Source organism: Pantoea sp. CFCC18177 (genome assembly GCF_059412425.1).
Map to the genome: position 1 here is coordinate 16,990 of NZ_JBNBPL010000016.1, position 22,433 is coordinate 39,422.

20 protein-coding genes and 1 pseudogene are annotated in these 22,433 nt (G+C 54.1%); 6 read left to right on the forward strand and 15 right to left on the reverse strand.

Annotation, left to right across the window (positions count from 1 at the left end; all coding sequences use genetic code 11):
- The first annotated feature begins 55 nt into the window (after positions 1 to 55).
- From yihX to fabY, 4 genes are read left to right on the forward strand one after another with little or no spacing between them, the layout of a single operon-like run.
- A complete protein-coding gene (gene yihX, locus ACPUC8_RS16425; RefSeq protein ID WP_039328071.1) occupies positions 56 to 652 on the forward strand; it encodes a glucose-1-phosphatase in 597 nt (198 codons plus the stop codon).
- Between the two features lie 3 nt (positions 653 to 655).
- Positions 656 to 1,525, forward strand: coding sequence for a virulence factor BrkB family protein (locus tag ACPUC8_RS16430; RefSeq protein WP_418903624.1), 870 nt, complete (start codon positions 656 to 658; stop codon positions 1,523 to 1,525).
- Positions 1,522 to 1,959, forward strand: a complete 438-nt coding sequence (gene dtd, locus ACPUC8_RS16435) for a D-aminoacyl-tRNA deacylase (RefSeq protein ID WP_058972464.1) — start codon at positions 1,522 to 1,524, stop codon at positions 1,957 to 1,959. The genes ACPUC8_RS16430 and dtd overlap by 4 nt, the downstream gene beginning before the upstream one ends.
- A 59-nt stretch (positions 1,960 to 2,018) precedes the next feature.
- On the forward strand, positions 2,019 to 2,966 hold the full coding sequence (gene fabY, locus ACPUC8_RS16440; protein ID WP_039328080.1) for a fatty acid biosynthesis protein FabY: 948 nt from the start codon (positions 2,019 to 2,021) through the stop codon (positions 2,964 to 2,966).
- A 103-nt stretch (positions 2,967 to 3,069) separates the two neighbouring features.
- Here the strand turns inward: fabY and ACPUC8_RS16445 are convergent, their stop codons facing one another.
- The 3 genes from ACPUC8_RS16445 to ACPUC8_RS16455 all read right to left on the reverse strand — a co-directional run bounded on the left by ACPUC8_RS16445 (position 3,070) and on the right by ACPUC8_RS16455 (position 7,276).
- A complete protein-coding gene (locus tag ACPUC8_RS16445) occupies positions 3,070 to 4,749 on the reverse strand; it encodes an AsmA family protein (RefSeq protein WP_039328306.1) in 1,680 nt (559 codons plus the stop codon).
- A gap of 122 nt (positions 4,750 to 4,871) precedes the next feature.
- A complete protein-coding gene (locus ACPUC8_RS16450) occupies positions 4,872 to 6,248 on the reverse strand; it encodes a nucleobase:cation symporter-2 family protein (RefSeq protein ID WP_058972463.1) in 1,377 nt (458 codons plus the stop codon).
- Between the two features lie 92 nt (positions 6,249 to 6,340).
- Complete coding sequence (locus ACPUC8_RS16455) at positions 6,341 to 7,276, reverse strand: quinone oxidoreductase family protein (RefSeq protein WP_494926846.1); 936 nt, start codon at positions 7,274 to 7,276, stop codon at positions 6,341 to 6,343.
- Between the two features lie 62 nt (positions 7,277 to 7,338).
- Here ACPUC8_RS16455 and ACPUC8_RS16460 point away from each other — a divergent pair, with 62 nt between their 5' ends.
- Positions 7,339 to 7,815, forward strand: a complete 477-nt coding sequence (locus ACPUC8_RS16460; RefSeq protein ID WP_039328088.1) for a MarR family winged helix-turn-helix transcriptional regulator — start codon at positions 7,339 to 7,341, stop codon at positions 7,813 to 7,815.
- A 14-nt stretch (positions 7,816 to 7,829) separates the two neighbouring features.
- Here ACPUC8_RS16460 and recG read toward each other — a convergent pair whose 3' ends face one another.
- The 5 genes from recG to gmk are packed head-to-tail and all read right to left on the reverse strand — an operon-like array spanning position 7,830 to position 13,688.
- Complete coding sequence (recG, locus tag ACPUC8_RS16465) at positions 7,830 to 9,908, reverse strand: ATP-dependent DNA helicase RecG (RefSeq protein ID WP_039328092.1); 2,079 nt, start codon at positions 9,906 to 9,908, stop codon at positions 7,830 to 7,832.
- A complete protein-coding gene (gene trmH / locus ACPUC8_RS16470; protein ID WP_039328096.1) occupies positions 9,905 to 10,600 on the reverse strand; it encodes a tRNA (guanosine(18)-2'-O)-methyltransferase TrmH in 696 nt (231 codons plus the stop codon). Before trmH ends, recG begins: the two co-directional genes overlap by 4 nt.
- Before the next feature lie 2 nt (positions 10,601 to 10,602).
- Positions 10,603 to 12,711: a bifunctional GTP diphosphokinase/guanosine-3',5'-bis pyrophosphate 3'-pyrophosphohydrolase gene (spoT, locus tag ACPUC8_RS16475; protein ID WP_039328100.1), complete on the reverse strand. Its 2,109-nt coding sequence runs from the start codon at positions 12,709 to 12,711 to the stop codon at positions 10,603 to 10,605.
- Positions 12,712 to 12,731: 20 nt separating this feature from the next.
- Positions 12,732 to 13,007 carry a DNA-directed RNA polymerase subunit omega gene (rpoZ, locus tag ACPUC8_RS16480; RefSeq protein ID WP_034823855.1) on the reverse strand — a complete coding sequence of 92 codons (276 nt, stop codon included), beginning with the start codon at positions 13,005 to 13,007 and terminating at the stop codon, positions 12,732 to 12,734.
- Positions 13,008 to 13,064: 57 nt separating this feature from the next.
- The gene (gene gmk / locus ACPUC8_RS16485) at positions 13,065 to 13,688 is read right to left on the reverse strand and encodes a guanylate kinase (protein ID WP_494926847.1); all 624 of its coding nucleotides are present in this window, start codon (positions 13,686 to 13,688) and stop codon (positions 13,065 to 13,067) included.
- 239 nt (positions 13,689 to 13,927) lie between these two features.
- On the opposite strand from gmk, the pseudogene ligB reads away from it, so the two are divergent.
- A pseudogene (ligB, locus tag ACPUC8_RS16490) lies at positions 13,928 to 15,670 on the forward strand (NAD-dependent DNA ligase LigB); the annotation flags it as partial.
- On the opposite strand, the gene ACPUC8_RS16495 reads toward ligB, so the two are convergent.
- The 7 genes from ACPUC8_RS16495 to lpxP form a co-directional block, all read right to left on the reverse strand.
- The gene (locus ACPUC8_RS16495; RefSeq protein WP_071885761.1) at positions 15,611 to 16,228 is read right to left on the reverse strand and encodes a trimeric intracellular cation channel family protein; all 618 of its coding nucleotides are present in this window, start codon (positions 16,226 to 16,228) and stop codon (positions 15,611 to 15,613) included. The pseudogene ligB and the gene ACPUC8_RS16495 sit on opposite strands and share 60 nt — an antisense overlap.
- A gap of 296 nt (positions 16,229 to 16,524) precedes the next feature.
- Positions 16,525 to 17,169 carry an oligosaccharide flippase family protein gene (locus ACPUC8_RS16500; protein WP_494926848.1) on the reverse strand — a complete coding sequence of 215 codons (645 nt, stop codon included), beginning with the start codon at positions 17,167 to 17,169 and terminating at the stop codon, positions 16,525 to 16,527.
- A gap of 190 nt (positions 17,170 to 17,359) precedes the next feature.
- Positions 17,360 to 17,626, reverse strand: coding sequence for a hypothetical protein (locus ACPUC8_RS16505; RefSeq protein ID WP_039328111.1), 267 nt, complete (start codon positions 17,624 to 17,626; stop codon positions 17,360 to 17,362).
- A gap of 438 nt (positions 17,627 to 18,064) precedes the next feature.
- On the reverse strand, positions 18,065 to 18,460 hold the full coding sequence (locus ACPUC8_RS16510) for a polyketide cyclase (RefSeq protein ID WP_494926849.1): 396 nt from the start codon (positions 18,458 to 18,460) through the stop codon (positions 18,065 to 18,067).
- Between the two features lie 168 nt (positions 18,461 to 18,628).
- Positions 18,629 to 19,774, reverse strand: a complete 1,146-nt coding sequence (locus ACPUC8_RS16515; RefSeq protein WP_494926850.1) for an alanine racemase — start codon at positions 19,772 to 19,774, stop codon at positions 18,629 to 18,631.
- 67 nt (positions 19,775 to 19,841) lie between these two features.
- Entirely contained in the window at positions 19,842 to 21,287 is a 1,446-nt protein-coding gene (locus ACPUC8_RS16520; RefSeq protein ID WP_494926851.1) for an efflux transporter outer membrane subunit, read from the reverse strand.
- A gap of 138 nt (positions 21,288 to 21,425) precedes the next feature.
- Positions 21,426 to 22,349: a kdo(2)-lipid IV(A) palmitoleoyltransferase gene (gene lpxP / locus ACPUC8_RS16525; protein ID WP_039328123.1), complete on the reverse strand. Its 924-nt coding sequence runs from the start codon at positions 22,347 to 22,349 to the stop codon at positions 21,426 to 21,428.
- Positions 22,350 to 22,433 lie beyond the last annotated feature (84 nt).

The window sequence follows — 22,433 nt, forward strand, 5'->3', positions numbered from 1 at the left end:
GCTTCTCGTTTTACCGCTAGAGTGAATGATCCAGGGAACATAGAGGAGAGGCGTCATGCTGTACATTTTTGATTTAGGCAATGTGATTGTTGATATCGATTTTAACCGTGTGCTCGGCGTCTGGAGTGACCTGGGACGTGTGCCGCTGGCGACGCTGCAAAGTCGCTTCCGTATGGATGAAGCGTTTGAAAAACACGAACGGGGTGAAATCAGCGATCCTGAATTTGCGGCACGCATCTGTGACCAACTGGACATTGCACTGAGCTATCCGCAATTCACTGCAGGCTGGCAGGCAGTGTTTGTCGGTGTTCGCCCGGAAACACTGGCGATCATGAACAGACTGCGCGCCAACGGCGAGCGCGTGGTGATCCTGTCGAATACCAATCAGCTGCACTTTGAATTCTGGCCAACGCAATATCCGGAAGTGCAACAGGCTGCCGACCACGTCTATATGTCGCAGGACATGGGGATGCGTAAGCCTGAGGCACGTATCTATCAAACTGTGCTGGAACATGAAGGTTACACGGCCGACCAGGCGGTGTTCTTCGATGATAACCAGGCAAATATTGATGCCGCGCGTGCGCTGGGTATTGAGAGCGTGCTGGTAGAAGATGACAAAACCGTACCAGCCTGGTTTGCGAGCCGTCTCTGAGTGGTGACGCGTAACCATCTGCGCCATTCGGCGCACGCGTTTTTTCTCTGGGTCAAACTGCTGTGGCGACGCGTAGATGAAGACAACATGACGACGCAGGCCGGAAATCTGGCCTACGTCTCATTACTGGCTTTAGTGCCGCTTATCGCCGTGGTGTTTGCCCTGTTTGCCGCCTTCCCGATGTTCAGAGACATCAGCGTCCAACTTAAACACTTCGTTTTCAGCAATTTCATGCCGGCAGCGGGTGACGTCATCCAGCGTTATCTCGATCAGTTTGTCGCAAATGTGAATAAGATGACGGCAGTGGGGACCGTGGGGTTGATCGTCACGGCCCTGCTGCTGATGCATTCCGTAGACAGCGCACTCAATACCATTTGGCGCAGTGATAAACAGCGCCCCTTGGTCTATTCCTTTGCGGTGTACTGGATGATCCTGACGCTAGGCCCGTTACTGGCAGGAGCGAGTCTGGCCATCAGCTCTTATTTGTTGTCCCTGCGCTGGATTGATGTGACCGGCGTGAACAGCCTGATTGATCAGATCTTGCGTGTGTTTCCTTTATTGCTGGCCATCCTCGCTTTTTGGCTGCTGTACAGCATTGTTCCCACCCGGCGCGTGCCTGCCCGTGATGCATTGATCGGGGCGATTGTTGCGGGGCTGCTGTTTGAGTTGGGTAAAAAAGGCTTTGCGCTCTATGTTACGATGTTCCCTTCGTATCAATTAATTTACGGCGTACTGGCCGTCATCCCAATACTCTTTCTGTGGGTTTACTGGACCTGGTGTATTGTGTTGTTAGGTGCGGAAATAACCGTCACATTGGACGACTATCGCCAGCTGAAAAAGCAGGAACGCGAAAAAGAACGAGAGGATACATGATTGCTTTGATTCAGCGCGTCACTCGCGCGAGCGTCAGCGTCGAGGGCGCGACGGTGGGCGAAATTGGTGCGGGTTTGCTGGTGTTATTAGGTGTTGAGAAGGGCGACGACGAACAAAAGGCACAGCGTTTATCTGAGCGTGTGCTGGGTTATCGCATCTTTGGTGATGAGAACGACAAAATGAACCTTAACGTACAGCAGGCCGGTGGCAGCGTGCTGGTGGTTTCCCAATTCACCCTTGCCGCCGATACCAACAAAGGCATGCGCCCCTCTTTTTCAGGTGGCGCTGAACCGGCGGAAGCCGAGCGCCTCTATCACTATTTCAGCGACTGTTGCCGGGAACAGGGTGTGTCCACGGCGAACGGTCGTTTTGCTGCCAACATGCAGGTTTCACTGGTTAACGATGGTCCAGTCACCTTCTGGTTGCAGGTGTGAGGTTTTCAGCCGAGCGGCCAGGGATCAGCCACGCAAGCTCCGAACGAGAGAATCACTTTATGTATCATCTTCGTGTGCCGCAAACAGCGGAAGAGCTGGATGTTTATTATCAGTTCCGCTGGGAAATGTTACGTAAACCGCTGCGTCAGCCGCAGGGCTCCGAACGTGATGCCTGGGATGCGCTGGCCCACCATCAAATGGTGGTGGACGAACAGGGCAATCCGGTTGCCGTCGGACGTCTTTATATCAACGCCGAAAACGAAGCGGCGATCCGCTTTTTAGCCGTGCATCCCTCGGTGCAAGGGAAAGGTTTAGGCACGCTGGTGGCGATGACGCTGGAATCCGTTGCGCGTCAGGAAGGGGCGAAACGCGTCACCTGTAGCGCACGTGAAGATGCCGTCGAGTTCTTTGCGAAGCTGGGCTTCGTCAACCAGGGTGAAATCACCGCGCCTCAAACCACACCGGTGCGTCACTTCCTGATGATTAAACCGGTGGTCACGCTGGATGACATACTGCATCGCGCCGATTGGTGTGGGCAATTACAGCAGGCCTGGTATGAACACATCCCGCTCAGTGAAAAAATGGGGGTGCGCATTCTGCAATATACCGGGCAGAAGTTTGTCACCACCATGCCCGAAACGGGCAACCAAAACCCTCACCACACGCTGTTCGCCGGTAGCCTGTTCTCGCTGGCCACACTCACAGGGTGGGGGCTTATCTGGCTGCTGCTGCGCGAGCGTCACCTTGGCGGCACCATCATCCTGGCGGATGCGCATATTCGTTACAGCAAGCCCATCAGCGGTCGTCCGGGCGCGATTGCCGATCTCGGCTCATTGAGCGGCGATCTCGATCGTCTGGCGCGTGGCCGTAAAGCGCGTGTGCAGATGGAAGTGGAACTGTTTGGTGATGATGAGTTAGGTGCGGTGTTTGAAGGGGTGTATATCGTGCTCCCCGCCGATGCGGATGGTGCGTTAGAAGAGGGCGGTTCCGGCGCACGGATCAATTAATACGTTGTGTGTTCTGTTGCGGCGCAATTTATTGCGCATCTGGCAGCAACATCGTTGCTCCAGGTACGCGCGATAAATCGCGCCGCTACGATTCTCTGCAAATTTACTGAACCTGCCCGCCTCGCATCGTCTGCTGCACCGATTGTGAATCAGTAGTCACGGACAAATTCCCCTCCACGCTCGGACGCAGCGGCGCATTAGCGCTCAGCGATCCCTTCAGTTGCAACAGCAGATTGCTGTTACCGCTGAGCGGCAAGGCTGGCCAGCCCCAGTTTTGCAACACATTGGCGGGCACCGCCTGGCCTTTTAGATTCAGCGTTAATGCACGCTGTGCATCCTGCCCGACGTTCGCGGTGCCTTCCAGCAAACCGCTGCCGTTAAAGGCACTCATTTCAGTGATCTGAACCTGTTGATCGTCAGCATTGAAAGTGATGGATGGATGGCGCAGATCGGTGCGGTTAAAGGTGGCTTCCGCCGCATTGAAACTCGCTTTGCCGCTCCAGACGCCCCACTGATGCTGGCGCGCCAGTAGAACGTTATCGGCACTGCCATCCAGCGCTGTCATCTGGAACGGGAAGGCGGGATTAATATCGATCACCAGATTGCGGTTTGCCGTCGCGTGTTTCAACAATACGCTGTCCAGCCAGGAGGGTAACGCCTGCTGCCAGCGATCGCGCCAGTTCTGTGGCAAGGTATATTCCAGCCCGGCAATCGCTAAGTCATCAAGCGTCAAACGCTTATCGCTGCGCGTCCAGGTGCCGTTAGCGCGGATCACCCCGTTTGCCCAGCGTGAACTGAACTGTGCCAACTCAATGCCTTGCGCTGAGAAATTGGCATTCACAATCGGGTCGTTCAGCTCAAAGCCGCCGTTGATAAAGTTACCGGCGTTCATCGACAGTGAGCCGCCATCGCTCTGCCAGTCATCACCGCGTAGCGTGATGTTCTTCAGGGTCAAATCGAGATCGGTCACCGCCCAATCCGGGCCTTGCAGTCGTGCATCCGTCATATCCAGCCGATTAATGCTAACGGAAGGCACATCACGTAACGGATTGAGGAAATCGCTCAGGTTTTGATGGGTCTGCAAACGGATATCGTTGAGGCGTAGCTGATCAATCTGCCAGTTGCCCTGGGCATCGCGCTCAGCGTTGCCGGTCATCGAACCGCGCGCGAGGTCCGCGCCAATGTTGGTGAGTACTAAACGCCGCTGATTAACGCTGCCTTGCAGCAGCACATTGTTGCCGGGCACGCCATTCAACGTCATGACGCCAGCACTCATCTGAAACTGAGCATCACTGCCCAACATGTCTGTCGGCGTCGGTTTCCACGGCACAATCCCACCGTTTACACGCTGAGCCATCATCGGCAGCGTGCTGTGTGGGCTATCAATGCGTACATTATTGAGCTGCAGGCGGTTAGCCTGGATCGGCAGCGTGGTATCCGGTGTTTGATTGGCAAGGTTGATTTCGCCATCGCGTACTTCAATGCTGTCAAAATGTAGCCAGTCGCTGAATTGCACCAGCGCCAGACCCAGATCGACGCGCTTGGCAACCAGCACCGCCGGTTGGCCATCATGGCCGAAGCTGAAGTCATCGAGGATGATGTGTGAAGGCGAAGAGAAGTTGTGCTCAATCTTGCTCAGCGACAGGTGCCAGGCGGTTTTATCGCTTACCCAACGGCTAAACCAGCCTGCGCCCCACTGGGTCTGCAGCATGACATACAGGACCACCAGCCCAAGCAGAATCAGCAGCAGTAAGGTAAGGAAAAACTTGCCTAAAAATTTCATCGCATCCATCCATCCCGATATTTATCCGGTAAGAGGTTGTTATGCCTGAATTACCGTTACAGCTCAACAGCCTGGATGTAAAAGCGGATAAATAACAGGCAGGCCGTAGCCTGCCGTACGAGTTACTTTTCTTGTGGAAAGACGAGGTTAAGTACGATTGCGGTGATACCACCCGCAGCGATACCCGATGACAGCAGGGTTTTCAGCCAGTCTGGCGCAAATTGCAGAATCAGCGGTTGCTGGGAAACCCCCAGGCCCACAGCCAGTGAAAGCGCGATGATCATGATGGCGCGGCGGTTCAGTGGCTCACGCGAAACAATACGCACACCGGAAGCCGCGATAGTGCCAAACATCACAATGGTGGCACCGCCGAGTACCGGTTCTGGAATATGCTGAACAAAGCCGCTGACTGCCGGGAACAAGCCAAGCACAATCAGCATCAACGCCACCACAAAACCCACGTAGCGGCTGGCAACACCGGTCAACTGGATCACCCCGTTGTTCTGACCAAAGCAGGAGTTCGGAAACGTATTGAACAATGCGGAAACAAAAGAGTTCAGGCCGTTGGCCAGCACGCCGCCTTTCAGGCGCTTCATGTATACCGGGCCGCTCACCGGTTGCTCTGAAACATCGGAGGTGGCGGTGATATCGCCAATGGTTTCCAGCGAGGTCACCATAAACACCAACATCAGAGGAATCAGCAGATTCCAGTCAAAACCCAGACCGTAATAGAGCGGGGTGGGTACGGCGACCAGCGCTTGGTTGGTGGGGGCGGTGATGGTGGGTAACATATCCAGCGCCCAGGCCAGCGCATAACCCACCGCCATGGCAATCACCAGAGATGCAACGCGCAGATACGGATTGCGCTGGCGGTTAAGCAAAATAATCACCACCAGCACGGCACCGGCCAGCAGCAGGTTTTTTGGTGCGCCAAAAGTGTGATCGCTCATGGCCGCGAAGCCACCGCCAATCGAGGTCAGGCCAACCTGAATCAGTGACAGGCCGATAATCATCACCACGATGCCCGACACCAGCGGCGTGATAATACGGCGCGCCAGGTGCAACACGCGTGACAGCACCATCTCGGTACAGGATGCCACCATCAAAGTGCCAAACAGTGCCGCCATCATGGTGGGCACATCCGCACCGCCATTCTTCAGCGCCATCCCGCCCATAATCAACGGGGTGACAAAGTTAAAGCTGGTGCCCTGAATCGACAGCAGGCCGGAACCCACCGGTCCCCAGGTTTTGATTTGCAGAATCGATGCCACGCCGGAAGCAAAGAGTGACATGCTGATAATGTGCTGGGTATCCTGCGCCGGTAAACCCAGCGCCTGGCAGATCAGCAGTGCGGGCGTAATCACCGCGACAAACATCGCCAACAGATGCTGGCAGGCCGCAAACAGTGTTTGAGGCAAGGGCGGACGGTCTTCGAGGCGGTAAATCAGTTCACTTTTAGGCGTGGCTGGCTGGTGAGATTCAGCGGTATTGACGGACATGGTGGACGTTCTCAATAACAACAAAGGGGCGATTTTAAACGGTTGCGTTGTGAAAGCAATCGTTTGCAATGCCCCTTTGCCGTTGTATTGATTTAAAGCGTAAACACCGTGCGGCTGCGGCTATCATCTTCCTGCCATGCCTGCGCCACTTCACTTAGCGGGCGCATGTTAAAGGCAATGGAAAAATCGCTTTCTGCCGCTGCGTTGAGCATTTCACTGATACAGGCGATGAGTTCAGCATCAGAGACGCTACCCAAACCGCTACCCATCAGAGTCAGGCCAGAAGAGCGTAATAATTTGCTGTGAAGCGAGATTTCCTGACCGCTCAGCGAACCAATCTGGACGAAGCGCACCACTTTTTCACCCCCTGCCACCGCGGCTTGCATGATGTCGAGTGCACTCGGGCCCCACAGATAATCCAGCACCACATCAACACCTTCCTTCATTAGAGCAGGAAGTGAGCCAGGCAGTTCATCCAGTGTCAGCGTGATATCGGCACCCTGCGTACGCAATTGGTTAAGCACTTCACGGTTGCGCCCGGTGGCGATAATTTTCCCAGCGCCGAGATGGCGGGCGATGCGTACAGCCAATCCACCCGAAGTGCCGGTGGCGCCATTAATCAACACCGTTTCCCCTGGCTGTAACTGAGCACGTCGCGTCAGCGCAGCCCATGATGACATGCCGGGATTGGCGATGGCCGCTGCCAGTACCGGATCCAGCGTGGCGGGCAATGGAACGATGGCGGCAGCAGGTACTAAAGTTCTTTCCGCCATGCTGCCCCAGGGCGCATTAAAGGCGAGGAAGTAGACCGGGTCGCCGTTACTCAATGTGCCCGTGCCATCAATGCCGGCAATAAAGGGATAGTGTGAACCCGCGCTGTAGTGCTTACCCGCCGCACGTGCTTTTGCCAGCTGGCTGATGGCCGAGGCTTTAACTGACACGACAACCTGTTCTGCGTCAGCCTGTGGCTCCGGAAAATCACCGTATATCGGCAGGATACCCGCCGCAGAAACGATCGCTGCTTTCATGTTTTCACCTTAAATTAATATGTGTAATATGCACACATTAGTTCTGCCTCGGGATAACGTCAATGAAAAGTGTGCAAAATACACATAATAGTGCGGAGTTTGATGATCTTCATAACGCGCTGCTGATGATTGTGGGTACATTCAACCGACCTCAGCGTGATGAGTTGCTGATTAAAGAGTCCAATATTCAACTCGACCGCGCGCTGTTTCCACTGCTGATACAGATTGGCCGTTTCGGTCCTATTGGTGTGGTCGAACTGGCGGAGCGCGCAGGGCGTGATTACACCACCGTAAGCCGTCAGGTGGCGAAGCTAGAGGAGCTAGGACTGGCGCAACGGCAAAAAAATGCCAAAGACAAACGGGTGAATGAAGCGGTGATTACCCCGGCAGGCAAGGCAATGACCGATAAAATCGATACTGCACGCGCGCAGATTTATCAGAATTTGTTTGCCAGTTGGCCGCATGATGAACGCGCCGAACTGGCGCGTCTGTTGCAGAAGTTTGTCGGTGATTTTATGGCGATCGATCGCAACCCGTAAGACCGCGTCAGCATTTATGCGTTGCTGTAACGCTCGGTCTCCGGCAACCAGCGCTCAATGAGTGCTTGAGCCTGCTCGGGGTAATGCTGGTGGATATGGCGAGCCACACGCTGAACTTCGGGGATCATGCCCTGATCGCGCAACAGATCAGCGACTTTAAACTCTGCGTTCCCGGTCTGACGCGTGCCCAGCAGTTCACCCGGGCCGCGAATCTCAAGGTCATGTTGCGCAATCACGAAGCCATCATTGCTGTCGCGCAGCACCTGCAAACGCTTTTGTGCCGTTTTGCTCAGCGGCGCTTTATACAGCAGCACGCAATGCGAGGCGACAGCACCACGGCCAACGCGTCCTCGCAGCTGATGCAACTGTGCCAGGCCCAGTCGCTCTGGGTTTTCGATGATCATCAGGCTGGCATTGGGAACATCTACACCAACTTCGATCACCGTGGTGGCCACCAGCAGTTGAATGTCGTTGGCTTTGAATGCGGCCATCACGGCCTGCTTCTCTGCGGGTTTCATGCGACCGTGCACCAGCCCAACCTGCAAACCGGGTAGGGCGGCTTTCAACTCTTCCCATGTCGCTTCTGCTGCTTGCGCTTCCAGTACGTCTGACTCTTCGATTAATGTACAGACCCAGTAAGCCTGACGACCTTCGTGACACGCATTTTTGACACGCTCAATAATATCGCCACGGCGGCTATCAGGAATCGCCACCGTTGTGACCGGCGTACGGCCAGGGGGCAATTCGTCGATGGTTGAGGTATCCAGATCGGCATAAGCGGTCATCGCTAGCGTGCGGGGAATCGGGGTTGCGGTCATGATCAGCTGATGCGGATGGAAACCTTGCTCTTCGCCTTTTTCCCACAGTGCCAGACGCTGGTGGACGCCAAAGCGGTGCTGTTCATCAATGATCACCAGCGCCATGCCGTTAAATTTCACCTGCTCCTGGAATAGAGCATGGGTGCCAACCACCATCGCCACCTGACCACTGGCAATGGCTTCCTGCTGAGCTTCACGCGCTTTGCCTTTCTGTTTACCGGCCAGCCAGCCTACTTCAATGCCCAGCGGTGCAAACCACTGGCGGAAGTTGTTGGCATGCTGCTCGGCCAGCAGTTCGGTGGGCGCCATGAGCGCCACTTGCTTGCCATGCGCGATCACATTCAGCGCCGCCAGTGCGGCAACCAGGGTCTTTCCGGAGCCAACATCGCCCTGTACCAGGCGCATCATCGGGAAGTCATTGGCCAAATCGCGCTCTATCTCCTCAACCACCCGCTTCTGTGCGCCCGTCGGTGAGAAGGGCAGCGCAGCCAGCAATTGATCAACCAGATGATGTCTGGCGGGCATTGGCAATGCGTGATGGCGCTGCGCACCGGCGCGTACGGCCAGCATGCTGAGATTGTGCGCCAGTAGCTCTTCGAGAATTAAGCGTTTCTGGGCCGGATGGCGGCCGGTTTCCAGCTCGCTGAGCGGTAAATCAGGTGGGGGGCGATGCAGTGTGCGCAGCGCATCTGGCAAACTCATCAAGCCGCCACTCAGTTCCGACGGCAACAGTTCGGCAATCGGGCAGGTTTCCAGCAACGTCAGTGCCTGATCGGTCAGATTGCGCAGTGTTGCCTGGCGAATCCCTTCGGTGGTGGGATAGACCGGCGTCAGCGTCTCTTGCAGCTCTACGCCGCCTTGTTCGCCCTGCACGCGATACTCGGGATGAATGATCTCTGCGCCGCGTTGGCCGCGTTTGATTTCACCATACGCGGTGACGCGACGGCCAGGAGCGAGGCTGTTTTTCATTCCGGCATTGAAGTTGAAGAAGCGCATGGTCAGCACGCCGCTGCCATCGCTGATCTGGCACACCAGCATACGGCGACGGCCAAAGGTGATGTCGCTGTGCAGCACTTCGCCTTCCACCGTGGCCCAAACGCCCGGTAGCAGGTTATTAATTTTGTAGAGTTGGGTGCGATCTTCGTAGCGCAGCGGCAGATGCAGCAGCAAATCCTGAATGGTAAACAGACTGAGTTTAGCCAGTTTACCCGCCTGACTGGCGCCGACGCCGGTCAGGGTACTGAGCGGGATGGCATCCAGCAGACGGCCTTTCATTTTTTACCCGTCGCTTGCATGGTGGCCCACCAACTGGCATCGGCTTCCACCTCGCCCTGGACGTTAATGTGCGGATACGGCAGGCCTTTCTGCTTCGCAACGCGTGCCAGCACCGGATAGCCGCCTTCAAACAGCAAACGCTGCTGTTCGTCTTCATCCAGCAGGCTGTATTGACGCTGGTACATACCGGCATTTTGTCGCTGGCGTTGGGCTTCATACAGGATGAGCGCAGAGGCGACAGACACATTCAGTGATTGCACCATGCCAACCATAGGAACAATGATGTCTTGGTCGGCAAGCGCCAGCGCTTCAGCGGTAATCCCGGTTTTTTCCTGGCCCATCAGAATGCAGGTCGGCTTGGTGTAATCGACTTCGCGAAAATCCACGGCATTTGCCGACAGGTTGGTCGCCAGCACTTGCATGCCCTGACCTTTCAGATGACGAACCGCTTCGGCGATGTGGCGATGAGTCTGGACTTTTACCCAGCTATTGCTGCCTGCAGAGGCTGATACCATGGTGCGCATACGCACGCTGGGCCATACGGCGTGAACTTCATGGATGCCAACAGCATCGGCGGTACGAATCACCGCTGAGACGTTATGTGGCTTATGGACCTGTTCCATGCAGACCGTGAGATCGTGCTGGCGCATGGCCAGCATCTCCTGGATACGAGCAAAGCGTTGAGCGTTCATGCCTAATTACGGTTTCGGTGAACTTTAATCACATCCGGCATCACGCGAATCTTGCGCATAATGTTGGCCAGATGGACGCGATCGTTGGCAGTGAGGCGGATAAAGGCGCTGTAAACACGGCCATCACGTTCTTCAGTGCTCAGACTTTGAATGTTGGAACTTGCGGTATTGATCGCTGCCGTCAGGTTAGCCAGCGCGCCCTGATGGTTGAACATGTCGACTTTGATTTCCGCGACAAATTCCTGATCGATATCCTTGTCCCACTCAACCGGCATGAACTTCTCTGGCTCTTTCTGATAGCCACGAATGTTGCGGCAGGATTCGTGGTGCACCACCAGACCTTTGCCGGGACTGACGTGAGCCACAATCGGATCGCCTGGAATCGGGCGGCAGCATTTAGCAAAGGTGATCAGTACACCATCTGCGCCTTTAATCGGCAGCTTTTTACGTTTGCTGTCTCTTGGCGCTTCTTCACTGCCGGATTGCAGCAGGTTTTTCGCCACCACCACGCTCATGGCATTGCCCAGCCCGATTTCCGCCAGCAGATCTTCAATACCCGCCAGCTTCATACGTTCCAGTTCGTGCTGAATATTTTCTGCCGGAATCTCGGCCAGCTTCTTACTGCCACCTAAGGCGTGACTTAACAGGCGTCGACCCAGGTTGACGGAGTCTTCACGTTTAAGGTTCTTCAACAGCTGACGAATCTTCGAACGCGCTCTGGAGCTGACAACAAAGTTGAGCCATGCCGCATTCGGACGGGCGCCCGGCGCGGTGATAATTTCTATGGTTTGGCCGCTGGTCAGCGATTGTGACAGCGGATAAGGCTGGCGATCGACGCGTGCGCCAACGCAGGCGTGACCAATATCGGTATGCACGGCATAGGCGAAATCCACCGGGGTGGCGCCCGCAGGCAGCTCGACAATGCGGCCTTCTGGCGTGAAGACGTAGATTTCATCCGGGAAGAGATCGGACTTCACGCTTTCGATAAATTCAAACGAACTACCGGCGCTCTGTTGCAGCTCCAGCAGGCTTTGCAGCCAGCGCTGAGCGCGGATCTGCGCGGTCGTGCCGTTTTCACCGGCTTCTTTATAAGCCCAGTGTGCCGCTACCCCCATCTCTGCCATCTGATCCATATCTTCGGTACGGATCTGCACTTCGACCGGCACGCCATGCGGGCCAATCATTGAGGTATGCAGGGATTGATAGCCGTTGGCCTTGGGAATAGCGATGTAATCTTTCACGCGTCCTGGACGCGGTTTGTACAGACTGTGCATCTGGCCGAGCACGCGATAACAGGTATCTAAATCTTTCACGATCACGCGGAAAGCATAGATATCCATGATGGAGTGGAATCGCTGCTCTTTCAGATGCATTTTGCGGTAGATCGAATAGAGATGCTTCTCGCGGCCACTGACGCGGCAGGGAATACCGGCTTCCTGTAAGCGGCCATCGATTTCAGAAAGAATCTTCTGAATCATCTCTTTACGGTTACCGCGCGCCGCTTTCACCACCTCTTTAATCACCCGGAAACGATTGGGATAGAGGGCTTCAAAGCCCAGCTCTTCCAGTTCTGTTTTCAGGTGATGAATACCGAGGCGGTGCGCCAGAGGGCTGTAAATCTCCAGCGTTTCCAGTGCAATACGACGCTTTTTATCCGGTCGCAATGCACCCAAGGTGCGCATATTATGCGTGCGGTCAGCCAGTTTGATCAGAATGACGCGGATGTCTTGCACCATCGCCATGATCATTTTGCGGAAGTTTTCAGCCTGGGCTTCTTTCTTGTCGCGGAACTTCAGCTTATCGAGCTTCGATACGCCTTCCACCAGTTCGGCAACGCTTTTGCCAAACAGCTGTTCCATATCCTGGTAGGTGGCGGGTGTATCTTCAATCACGTCATGCAGCAGCGCCGCCATCAGCGTTTCATGGTCGAGTTTCATCTCGGCCAGAATGCAGGCAACGGCAACAGGATGGGTGATGTAAGGTTCACCGCTGGAGCGTGTTTGACCCTCGTGGGCATCACGCGCAACAAGATAAGCTTGCTTGAGGCGCTTTATTTGCTCCTCAGGCAAGTATTTTTCAATCAGTTGATTGAGGCTTTCAAACAGATACAAGGTTGACCTGCAGAGTGCTGTTAACGACGACCTTCAGCGATAGCGGTAACGGCTTGTAACTCAGCGGCTTCCTGCTCTTGCTGTTCCTGACGATCACGTACATCCAGAATCTGGGTGGTGATCAAGCCTTCTTCGATTTCGCGCAGGGCGATAACGGTGGCTTTATCGTTCTCTTCTGGAACCAGCGGATCTTTGCCGCCTACCTGCATCTGACGTGCACGACGTGCAGCGACCAACACCAGGTCAAAACGGTTACCAATTTTCTCTACTGCGTCCTGAACGGTTACGCGTGCCATAGGTGTGCTACTCCACAGATGATGAAGAAATGACTGGGCATAATACTGAAAGTGACTTCAGACTGCCAATAGTTTGCTGATTAAAGCATCATGTCGCGATTTTTGGCGACTCATACGCAGACGTTCTGCGCGAATAATGTGTTTCAGATCGGTCAGCGCCAGATCGAAATCATCATTCACGATCAGATAATCGTATTCGGCATAGTGACTCATCTCCGCCACAGCTTGCGCCATGCGGCGGGCGATCACCTCTTCGCTGTCCTGACCACGGCCACGCAGGCGACGGTCCAGCTCTTCGGTCGACGGCGGCAAGACAAAAATGCTGCGTGCAGCCGGCATTTTTTGACGAATTTGCTGCGCGCCTTGCCAGTCGATATCCAGAAATACATCAACACCGGTTGCCAGCACGCGTTCAATTGCCGCGCGCGAGGTGCCGTAGTAATTGCCGAACACTTCCGCGTGTTCGAGGAAGTCATCGGCGGCAATCATGGCCTCGAATTCGGGCTTTGAGATGAAGAAGTAGTGTTCACCATGTGCTTCACCGGGACGCACGCCGCGGGTGGTGTGAGAAATAGACACCTGCGTATCGTACAGCGGCTGTGTCTTTAACAGCGCCTGAATCAGGCTGGATTTACCCGCGCCGCTAGGGGCGGAAACAATATAAAGCGTGCCTTGAGCCATGGTTATCTTGAATTGAGTAAAGAGCGGAGTCGATTTCCTGCACAGTATACACGGCTTAGGCTCGCCACGCAGCGTTTGCCGTTGGGCTAAGGCAATTCTTTTTCCGTGAGCCCGTTCCCGCTGCGGAAGTTGCGCGCTGTAACGGCGTTATAAAGCGTGCAAGTTGGCTTCCTGATGTTGAGTTTTACATTGGTGATCGACCCTGATGCGCACTCCAATAAGCAAAAAGGAGTGCATTCATGAAAGGTTGGTTGTTTCTATGCTGCGTGTTACTCAGTGCCGATGGCTGGGCTGACGCGCTTTGCCCCAACTGGTCGCCGGTTCGCGCCGATCAGGAGATCGTTCAGTTGCAAAGCCAGTTGCGTCACTGGGACGATGCCTACCATCGACAGGGCAAAAGCCTGGTGAGTGATGAGGATTACGACAGCCTGCAACAGCGTTTACAGCAGTGGCAGCGCTGCTTCACGGCTGACCGCTCGGGTTACGAAGCTCTGCTGACCACGAACGGGAGTATACTTCACCCGGTTGCCCACACCGGGGTGCGCAAACTGCGCGATAAGCTGGCCGTGGCGTACTGGATGCAGGATAAAGCGCCGCTGTGGATACAACCCAAAGTCGATGGTGTCGCGGTGACGTTGGTATATCGACGTGGGCAACTGGTTTCATTCATCAGTCGTGGAGATGGTCTGCGTGGCGAACAGTGGTTAGAGAAAGCCACACAGATTCCGGCCATCCCGCAGCATATCGATACCGATCGAGAAGAAGTGGTACTGCAAGGCGAGCTGTTCCTGCAGATGACCGATCATCAGCAGGCGCGGGATGGCGGCAAAAATGCGCGTGCTCAAGTCGCGGGCGCCATGATGCGGCGGGACGCTTCTACGCTACTGAGTCGGCTCGGTCTGTTTGTCTGGGCATGGCCTGATGGACCTGTGCAAATGAGTGAGCGGTTGGCGCAACTCTCCCGTTGGGGATTCGGTTTATCGCACCGCTGGAGTCGGCAAATTAATAATGAGGAAGAGGCCGCCGCGTGGCGTGAACGCTGGTTTCGTGAGCCATTGCCGTTTGTGACCGATGGCGTGGTGATGCATCTGTCACCGTCGAGTGCCGGACGTGACTGGCAGCCCGGCCAAAGTAGCTGGTCGGCTGCATGGAAATATCAGCCAGCAGAGGTGAGCAGTGAAGTGCTATCCGTGGATTTTAACGTCGGACGTACAGGCAAAATTGCGGTGATACTCAACGTGATCCCGGTTCAACTGGATGACAAAACGGTGCGCCGGGTCAATATCGGTTCTGTGCGTCGCTGGCGCGAACGGGATGTGATTGCCGGCGATCAGGTGGCACTGGCGCTGGCTGGCCAAGGCATTCCGCGTCTGGAGCGCGTAATCTGGCGCGTGACGCAACGTGATTACCCCACAGCGCCGTTGCCGGATGACTTCGATGCGCAGACATGCCTGCATTTTAGCCCCCCATGTCGGCTGCAATTTTTATCTCGCCTGAGTTGGCTCAGCGAGAAATCTGTGTTGAATATCCCCGGCGTCCAGCGCAGCAACTGGCAACGTTTACTCACTAGCGGCGCGATAACGCATCTTTTCTCCTGGCTGACACTCACCCCTGAGCAAATCGCCCAGGCCAGCGGCCTCTCCACTGAGCGTGCGCAGCAGTTCTGGCAGCGCTTCCATCTCACCCGTCAGCAACCTCTGCGGCGCTGGGTCAATGCGTTAGGCATACCTTTACCGCGTGCGGCTTTACAGGCGTTGCCTGATTCACAGTGGTCACAAGTGATGGCGCGATAGGTCGAGGAGTGGCAGCAGTTGCCTGGCGTTGGCAGTGTGTTGGCGCATCGCATCGTCTCCCTGTTGCAGCATGACGATGTCCGACAGTTGATTGATTTTTTGCAGCAGCAGGATATTCCTGCTGCGCACTCAGTGCTCGGGATGAGGATAGTTGAAGATCGGCAAGCCCAGGCGGAAACGCAGCGCCAGCAAACGGGCGATGAATCCGAACAACAGGGTGATGATGACCACCGCCTCATTCGGCAGAGGGGTTTTCAGCAACAGGATGTAGAGCCAACCTGAGGCGAAAGCGATACCGGCATACAACTCTTTCTGGAACACCAAAGGGATGCGGTTGCAGAACATATCACGCAGCACACCGCCAAATACGCCGGTGATCACGGCAGCAATCGCCGCAATGATCGGGGCATGCCCCGAATCCAGCGCTACCTGTGCGCCAATGATAGAAAACACCACCAGGCCCAGTGCATCCAAAACCAGGAACACTTTACGCAAATGATTCATCAGCGGTGCAACAAAGGTGGTCACCACTGCAGCCGCTGCCACGATCATGATGTATTCCGGGTTTTTCACCCAGCTAAGTGGATAGTGGCCTAGCAGGATATCACGCACCGATCCTCCGCCAATGGCGGTAACGGAGGCAATGATGATGACGCCAAACAAATCCATTTTACGACGCCCTGCGGCCAGCGCACCGGTCATGGCTTCGGCGGTAATCCCAATAATATAGAGAACGGTTAATAACATAGAGCACCCCAGATGATTGGCGGCCAGCCTAAAGATTTCCCAGCGTACAGACCACTGAGTTTTTCTAAAAAGAGGTTATCGGATTAGCCACTTTGATGGCGAACATGCTAACAGGCTTAACCGGCGGGATAAATTGGCGATGCGATGTCAGTTCGCATAAAAAAAAGTGATGTGAAGTATGGGGGAGGATACGGCTGAACGCCTTGCGGGTCTGAAAAAGAAAAAAGCGTGCTGGCGACCAGCACGCGAATGCATCTTCTCAGATGCCCAGAGCCCACCATATAGACTTGTTGTTATTATCCGTTTCTTGCACGCACATTGGCGAAACTTTTCAGGCTAAAACGGTATTCCGGCTGGAACCAGGAGCGGCCGTAGTAGCAGTAGACCAGCATTCTGATGGATACCATCGCGAGGTAGCCCCAGATAGCGCACAGCACTGAAGGTGTTAACCACACGGTAAACAACGTGACACCTAACCCAACCAGCACCGAGGAAGTTTCGGTGAAAGCGATGCGCGAAAATTGTTTTTCCCGCTGTAATATAGCGCGATAATGTTGACCTTGCGGAATAATAATAAATATAACCGAAATCATTTCCAGCATAATGGCCATTTCCGGCTGATTCATTATGCGGCTGTACAGGTCGCTGCCAATAAACAGGACGGCAAATATCACCATTCCGCTTAATACATTCCCCCAATACAGAATGGAAAGTTCGCTATTATTCAGGCTTTTATTTCTAATCACTGCGTTGCCAAATCCGCGATCGGCCAGTGTATCAATGACCAATAACATCACAATAGCAATAGCGAGCAGGTCTAACTCGTTTGCCTGAAGTATTTGTGCCAGAAGTGAAAGCTGTAAAACACCAATGCCGACGATTTTAATGGATGACAAAATTGACCATTTGGCGCTGGCCAAATTCTTTTCTCTTATCGTCATTCTCTGCTCGTTATGGTACATGTACCAGTGCAATTGAGGGTTCACCCGGGCTGAGCCCAGAGTACAGATTATACCCAAAATAATTCGAATTGCGGCAAGTGGGTGAATCCCCAGGAGCTTACATCAGTAAGTGACTGGGGTGCGCACACGCAGCCAACGCAACTGCGGTTCGAAGTATGACGGATATACATCAATGCAGCGTTTCCTGGCGTAGCCCTGAGATACCTTTCAGGGATTGCCATGTTAAGATGCATTCAATTAAATGATGCTCTGAATTTAAAAATATAACCCTGGTGTGTAATTTTTTAATTGTCTCAGCGGTATCTCCCCCAGTCAGGAGGAAATCCGCAAGATCGTTATAAAATCCCTTTACGTTATTATATTCCCCGGCCAGCATCCTCCTGGCAATCTCAACAAATTCTTTTTCTGATAACAAAGGATAGGTTGAGCGATCCATATTGTTTCCCTGCTGTTGTTATTATCGTGTATTGCTGTGTGTGAATGAGTTATACCGTGTTTTAATTAAATTAACACCATAAGAAAACTCCTATAAATAAACTTCATAAATAAATGGTTTCAGATTTTGCATCTGAATAGATAAGGCGATCGATTTACTATTTATTAGTCTTTGTCGACAGTTTGCGACAATGACAAGTCAGTGGAATGGACGAAAATATAAAAACATCGATAAATCAGAGTGCGTCAGCGGACATATGGGCTACCTCACCAGGAATTTTCCTGGTAAGGAGACTTTAGCCAGACTTGTGAATAGTGAAAAAACCCGCTTAAAAAATCGTACAACTGTTAAATACTGCTGCGTAAAAAAAAGAAATTTTCTTATTGGTTGATTCCAACGCAAGTTAAAGCCATGGCAAAAATTAATAATATATTGATTCTAATGGGTTAAAAGATGAAGAAGTTGATTCAGATCACGCTTTACCCAGGCAACATCCTGCGCGAATTTCTCATCAGACATCAGCGGTTGACGATAAACCACCATCACAATTTCCGCCCCTTGCTCGTTGGCTATCACCCGCATGGGCATGTAAATCTCTTTGCCGGTACCGGTATCAATCCAGTGATCCATAACCCCAAAAGGGTTGTGGGGCGTGAAGCGGATTTTTACCGTCCCTTCGGGACCTTTCGCTCGCCAGTAGCTTCCTTCCTGGGTCAGGGTGCTGGCGCTGAGTCCGCTAGCCCATTTGGCAAAGCATTCCGGCTTCCAGATGGTTTCATATAAATCTAACCAGTGACGAGGAATGGTTAGCGTGACTGTCTGAGATGGCAGCATGGAACCTCCTGTTGAGCAGATAACGCCGGTTTGACGCGGCAACAACGTGCAAGGCTGCGTTCAACAAGGCCCTGCAACATTTTGTACCTTAACTGAAGGTAAGCGGGCTGGAAATGGCCCGCTCATGGAAGTGTGGCGTCACAGAGGTTTCAGGGGGAAATGCGATGATCAGATAAACTTGCCGCGCCCTTGAATATCGAGGGTCTCTGCACTGCCATCTGGTTGGCGCAGGACAAAATCATCGGACTGTGCCACGACTGCGCAGCTGTGATTAGGGAAGATGCGCAGAAGAGAACCTAATGCGGGTGCCCGATCGTCGTACTGTAAAAAGCCGTGTTCTTCCGACAGCTTCAGCACTTCATACTGGTTACCCTGCTCATCAACGGCAATACCGAAGCCGCTGGCATTGGTGCCGTGTGGGCCTTTGTCCGAGCTGAGCATTTTCGAACCGGCATCGATAATCGCGTAGTGCGGATTGACCGCCACCACCCGCGTGACCACGCTGAGTGCCAAGGCATCGGGTTCACATAAACCCAGGCGGAGGGCGGTGAGATCCAACAACGCATAGTTCCCCGGGCGAATTTCGTCACTGCCTTCGGTGACCGGTGCAGCTAAAGCCGTTGGCGTGGAGCCCACTGAAATCGGGCAAGGCGTTATGCCCGCCGTGTTAAGCCGCTGCTGTACGTCGCGCATCAATGCCATTTCCTGCAGTGCCACATTGGCGATGGCTGCAGCATTGCCCGCGCCGTATGCATGGCCCGCATGAGACACCAGGCCGGCAAAAAAGATACCCGCATTCTGGATCTGTTGAGCCAGTGTGGCGGCTGCGTCACTGTGCGGATCGATCCCCACACGATGCAAACCGACATCGACTTTAATCGCGATAGCGACATCGCCAGTTGGCTGGCGCTGGCAGGCATCCACTATGGCCGCCACACCCGCTGTGCAGTCTGCGATAAAGGTAATACGTGCCTGATGCTGGCGCGCAACGGCCAGCATCTCGGTCAATGTGGCGGCATGGACCACGGGATACGCCAGCAACAGATCACGCTCGCCGCCGAGGATAAAAGCGATACCTTCACTTGGTTTTGACACGGTAATGCCGCGCGCGCCCAACTTGCGTTGTTGCTCAGCAATCCAGACACTTTTATGCGTTTTGATGTGCGGACGCAGTGCCACACCAGCGGCATCCGCTTTTTGCTGCATAAGTTGCAGATTGCGTTGCAGGCGTGCTGCATCAATTTCGAGGTAAGGAGTGAGTCGGTCAGCGATAAGCGGCCGTAACCAGCCAGCGTTAGCATTCAGTTCCATCATGATAGTCCGCGGGTTATTCCAGATGCGGACTATCATTCATCAATGCGTGGCCGAATGCCAGCCGCGCTTATCCCTGCGCAGCAGGGGTGCCATTCTGGAAGCCACCCCCCAGATCTTCAATTAGCACCACTGCCAGATTGATCTGCTGTGCCTGTAACGCCACCAGTTTCTGGTCGGATTCAATCAGCTGGTTTTGGATGGTAAGCACATCCAGATAAGGTCGCAGACCTGCCGTGTATTCACGATTCAAATCATCCCATGCGCTGTGAATCAACTGATTGGCGCTCTGCTGCTGAGCCAACTGCTCCTGAATCGATTGCAACTGTGTGATGGTATCGCTGATGTTGCCGAGTGAACCGATCAATAATTTATTGTACTGCGCGACCGCAAGGTCCCAGTTGGCATCACTCTCCGCCAGATCGGCGCGGCGCTCGCCAGCGTCAAAGATGGGCAGGGAGAGGCTGGGCCCCACATTGAAGAAGCGACTCGGCGCTCCAAAGAACGCATCGCCAAGCAGTGAACGCGTACCCGCCTCTGCCACCAGGTTGATGTTGGGATAAAACTCTGTTTTGGTTGCGGCGATCTGCTTCGAGGCCGCTTCCACACGCCAGCGTGCCGCGACGACATCCGGACGGCGTCCCAGCAACTCGGCGGGAATGTTGTTCGGCAGTGTTGCCGCGATCGGAACCGCCATCCTGGCGGGTTTCAGCTGGTGCCAGTAGTCTGGCCCTTTACCAATCAATGTTGAGAGCTGAATTCCGGCATCGGTTACGTTCTGCTGGGCTTCGGTCAGGCTGGCTTCTGCGGTTTTCTGCTGTGAAAGTGCCTGCTTATATTGATAGTCAGAGGTTAAACCCGCGCTGACATACTGCTGCTGGATTTTAGCAATCCCCTTAGAGCGATCGGCGTTCTGCTTTGCCAGTTCAGCGTTTGACCAGGCCAGATTGAGGTTGTTCCAGGCGCGCGTCACGTTGGCGGCGAGCGTGAGCTGGCTGGCCTGGCGATCAAGCTCGCTGGCGCGCGCCTGTCCCAGTGCGGCTTCAGCGGCATCTTTCTTACCGCCCCACAAATCGAAGGTGTAGCTCATGCCAATATTGGCGGTGCGCAGCGTGCTGTAGCTCTTGCCCTGTAGCAGCGGGTCATCCACTTTCGCCACGCGAGAACGGGTAATACCGGCATTCAGGTCAACGTCAGGATAACGTTCAGCATCAGCAGCAATCACCTGTGCATTGGCTTTATCAGCCTGCGCGTTGACGACCTGTAAATCAGGGCTGGAGGTCATGGCATCAGCGATCAATCGATTGAGCTGCGCATCGTTAAAGTTTTGCCACCACGCTGTTTTTGGCCAGTTTGCCGCACTGAAATGTGCATCTTTCAATGATTGGTTGGCCTGCAGTGAGTTGGCATCAAGCAGCGTGTTATACGTGTGTAAGCCATGCGGGTTGGCACAACCGGCCAGCAAGGCGCTGGCAATGGCAAGCGCGAGCAGTTTGGATCTAAATTGCAGAGTCATGTGTTTGGTCAGAATAGGAGAGAGCAGACCATTACATGAGTCTGTGCAAATTTTGACAAACTTGTTTTTCGTTAAGAATGGTTGGCAAATGTGAGCGGCAGGAAGGCGCAGCAGGTGGGAACCTGCTGCAACAAGAGATTAGATGTAAAGCGATGCCTCACCCGGTGGGCGAGTTTTAAAGCGACGGTGCAGCCACAAATACTGCTCTGGCGCACGCAGGATCTCTTTCTCAATCACTTTATTCATATAAGCCGCCGCAGCCGCTTCATCTTCATAAGGATAGTTTTGCAGCTCTGGCTGAATAATCAGCTGATAGCCGCTCTTGTCGCTATTACGGATCAGCACAATGGTCAGCATGGCCGGTTTCGCCAAACGCGACAACACGAAAGTGCCGTTGGTGGTAGCCGCTTTCTCAACGGCAAACAACGGAGCGAATACGCTGCCTTTCGGGCCGTAATCCTGATCCGGTGCGAACCAAACCGCTTCGCCCTGTTTCAGCGCCTGCACCATGCCACGTAGATCGCGACGATCGATCATCGCCTTGTTCGATCGCATACGGCCTTTGGTTTGCGCCCACTCCATCGCCTGATTATTGTGCGGGCGATACATCGCCATCATCGGCTGGCACAAGCCCGTAATACGTCCACCTAATTCCAGCGACATAAAATGCACGCCTATCGCCATCACACCGCGATGATTTTGTTGTGCATTCTGCAGGTTGTGCAGACCTTCAACGTGAAAATAGCGGCGCACGCGCGCATCGGACCAGAACCAGGCGATACCGGTTTCCGCCAATGCCATGCCCAGCGACTCAAAATTGCCTGCGATCAACACCTCTTTGTCTTCCTCATTAATATGTGGGAAGCAAAGTTCAATGTTGCGACGCGTAATGCGCTCACGACGCTTCAGAAAGTGGCGTGACAGCTTGCCGGCAGAGGCGCCAAGCCGTATCAAAATGGGATAAGGGAGTTGCACCAGCAGCCAGAGTACACCCAGACCAAACCAGGTAAACCAGTAGCGGGGATGCAAAAGTTTGGAACAGAACTGCCCGTTTTTCTTCATAGCGCCTTCAGGGAAAGAGTGAATGTATCGCGCAAAGAAGGGTGTCCATGAATTCCTGGCGGTACGACTGTGCTAATTACGACC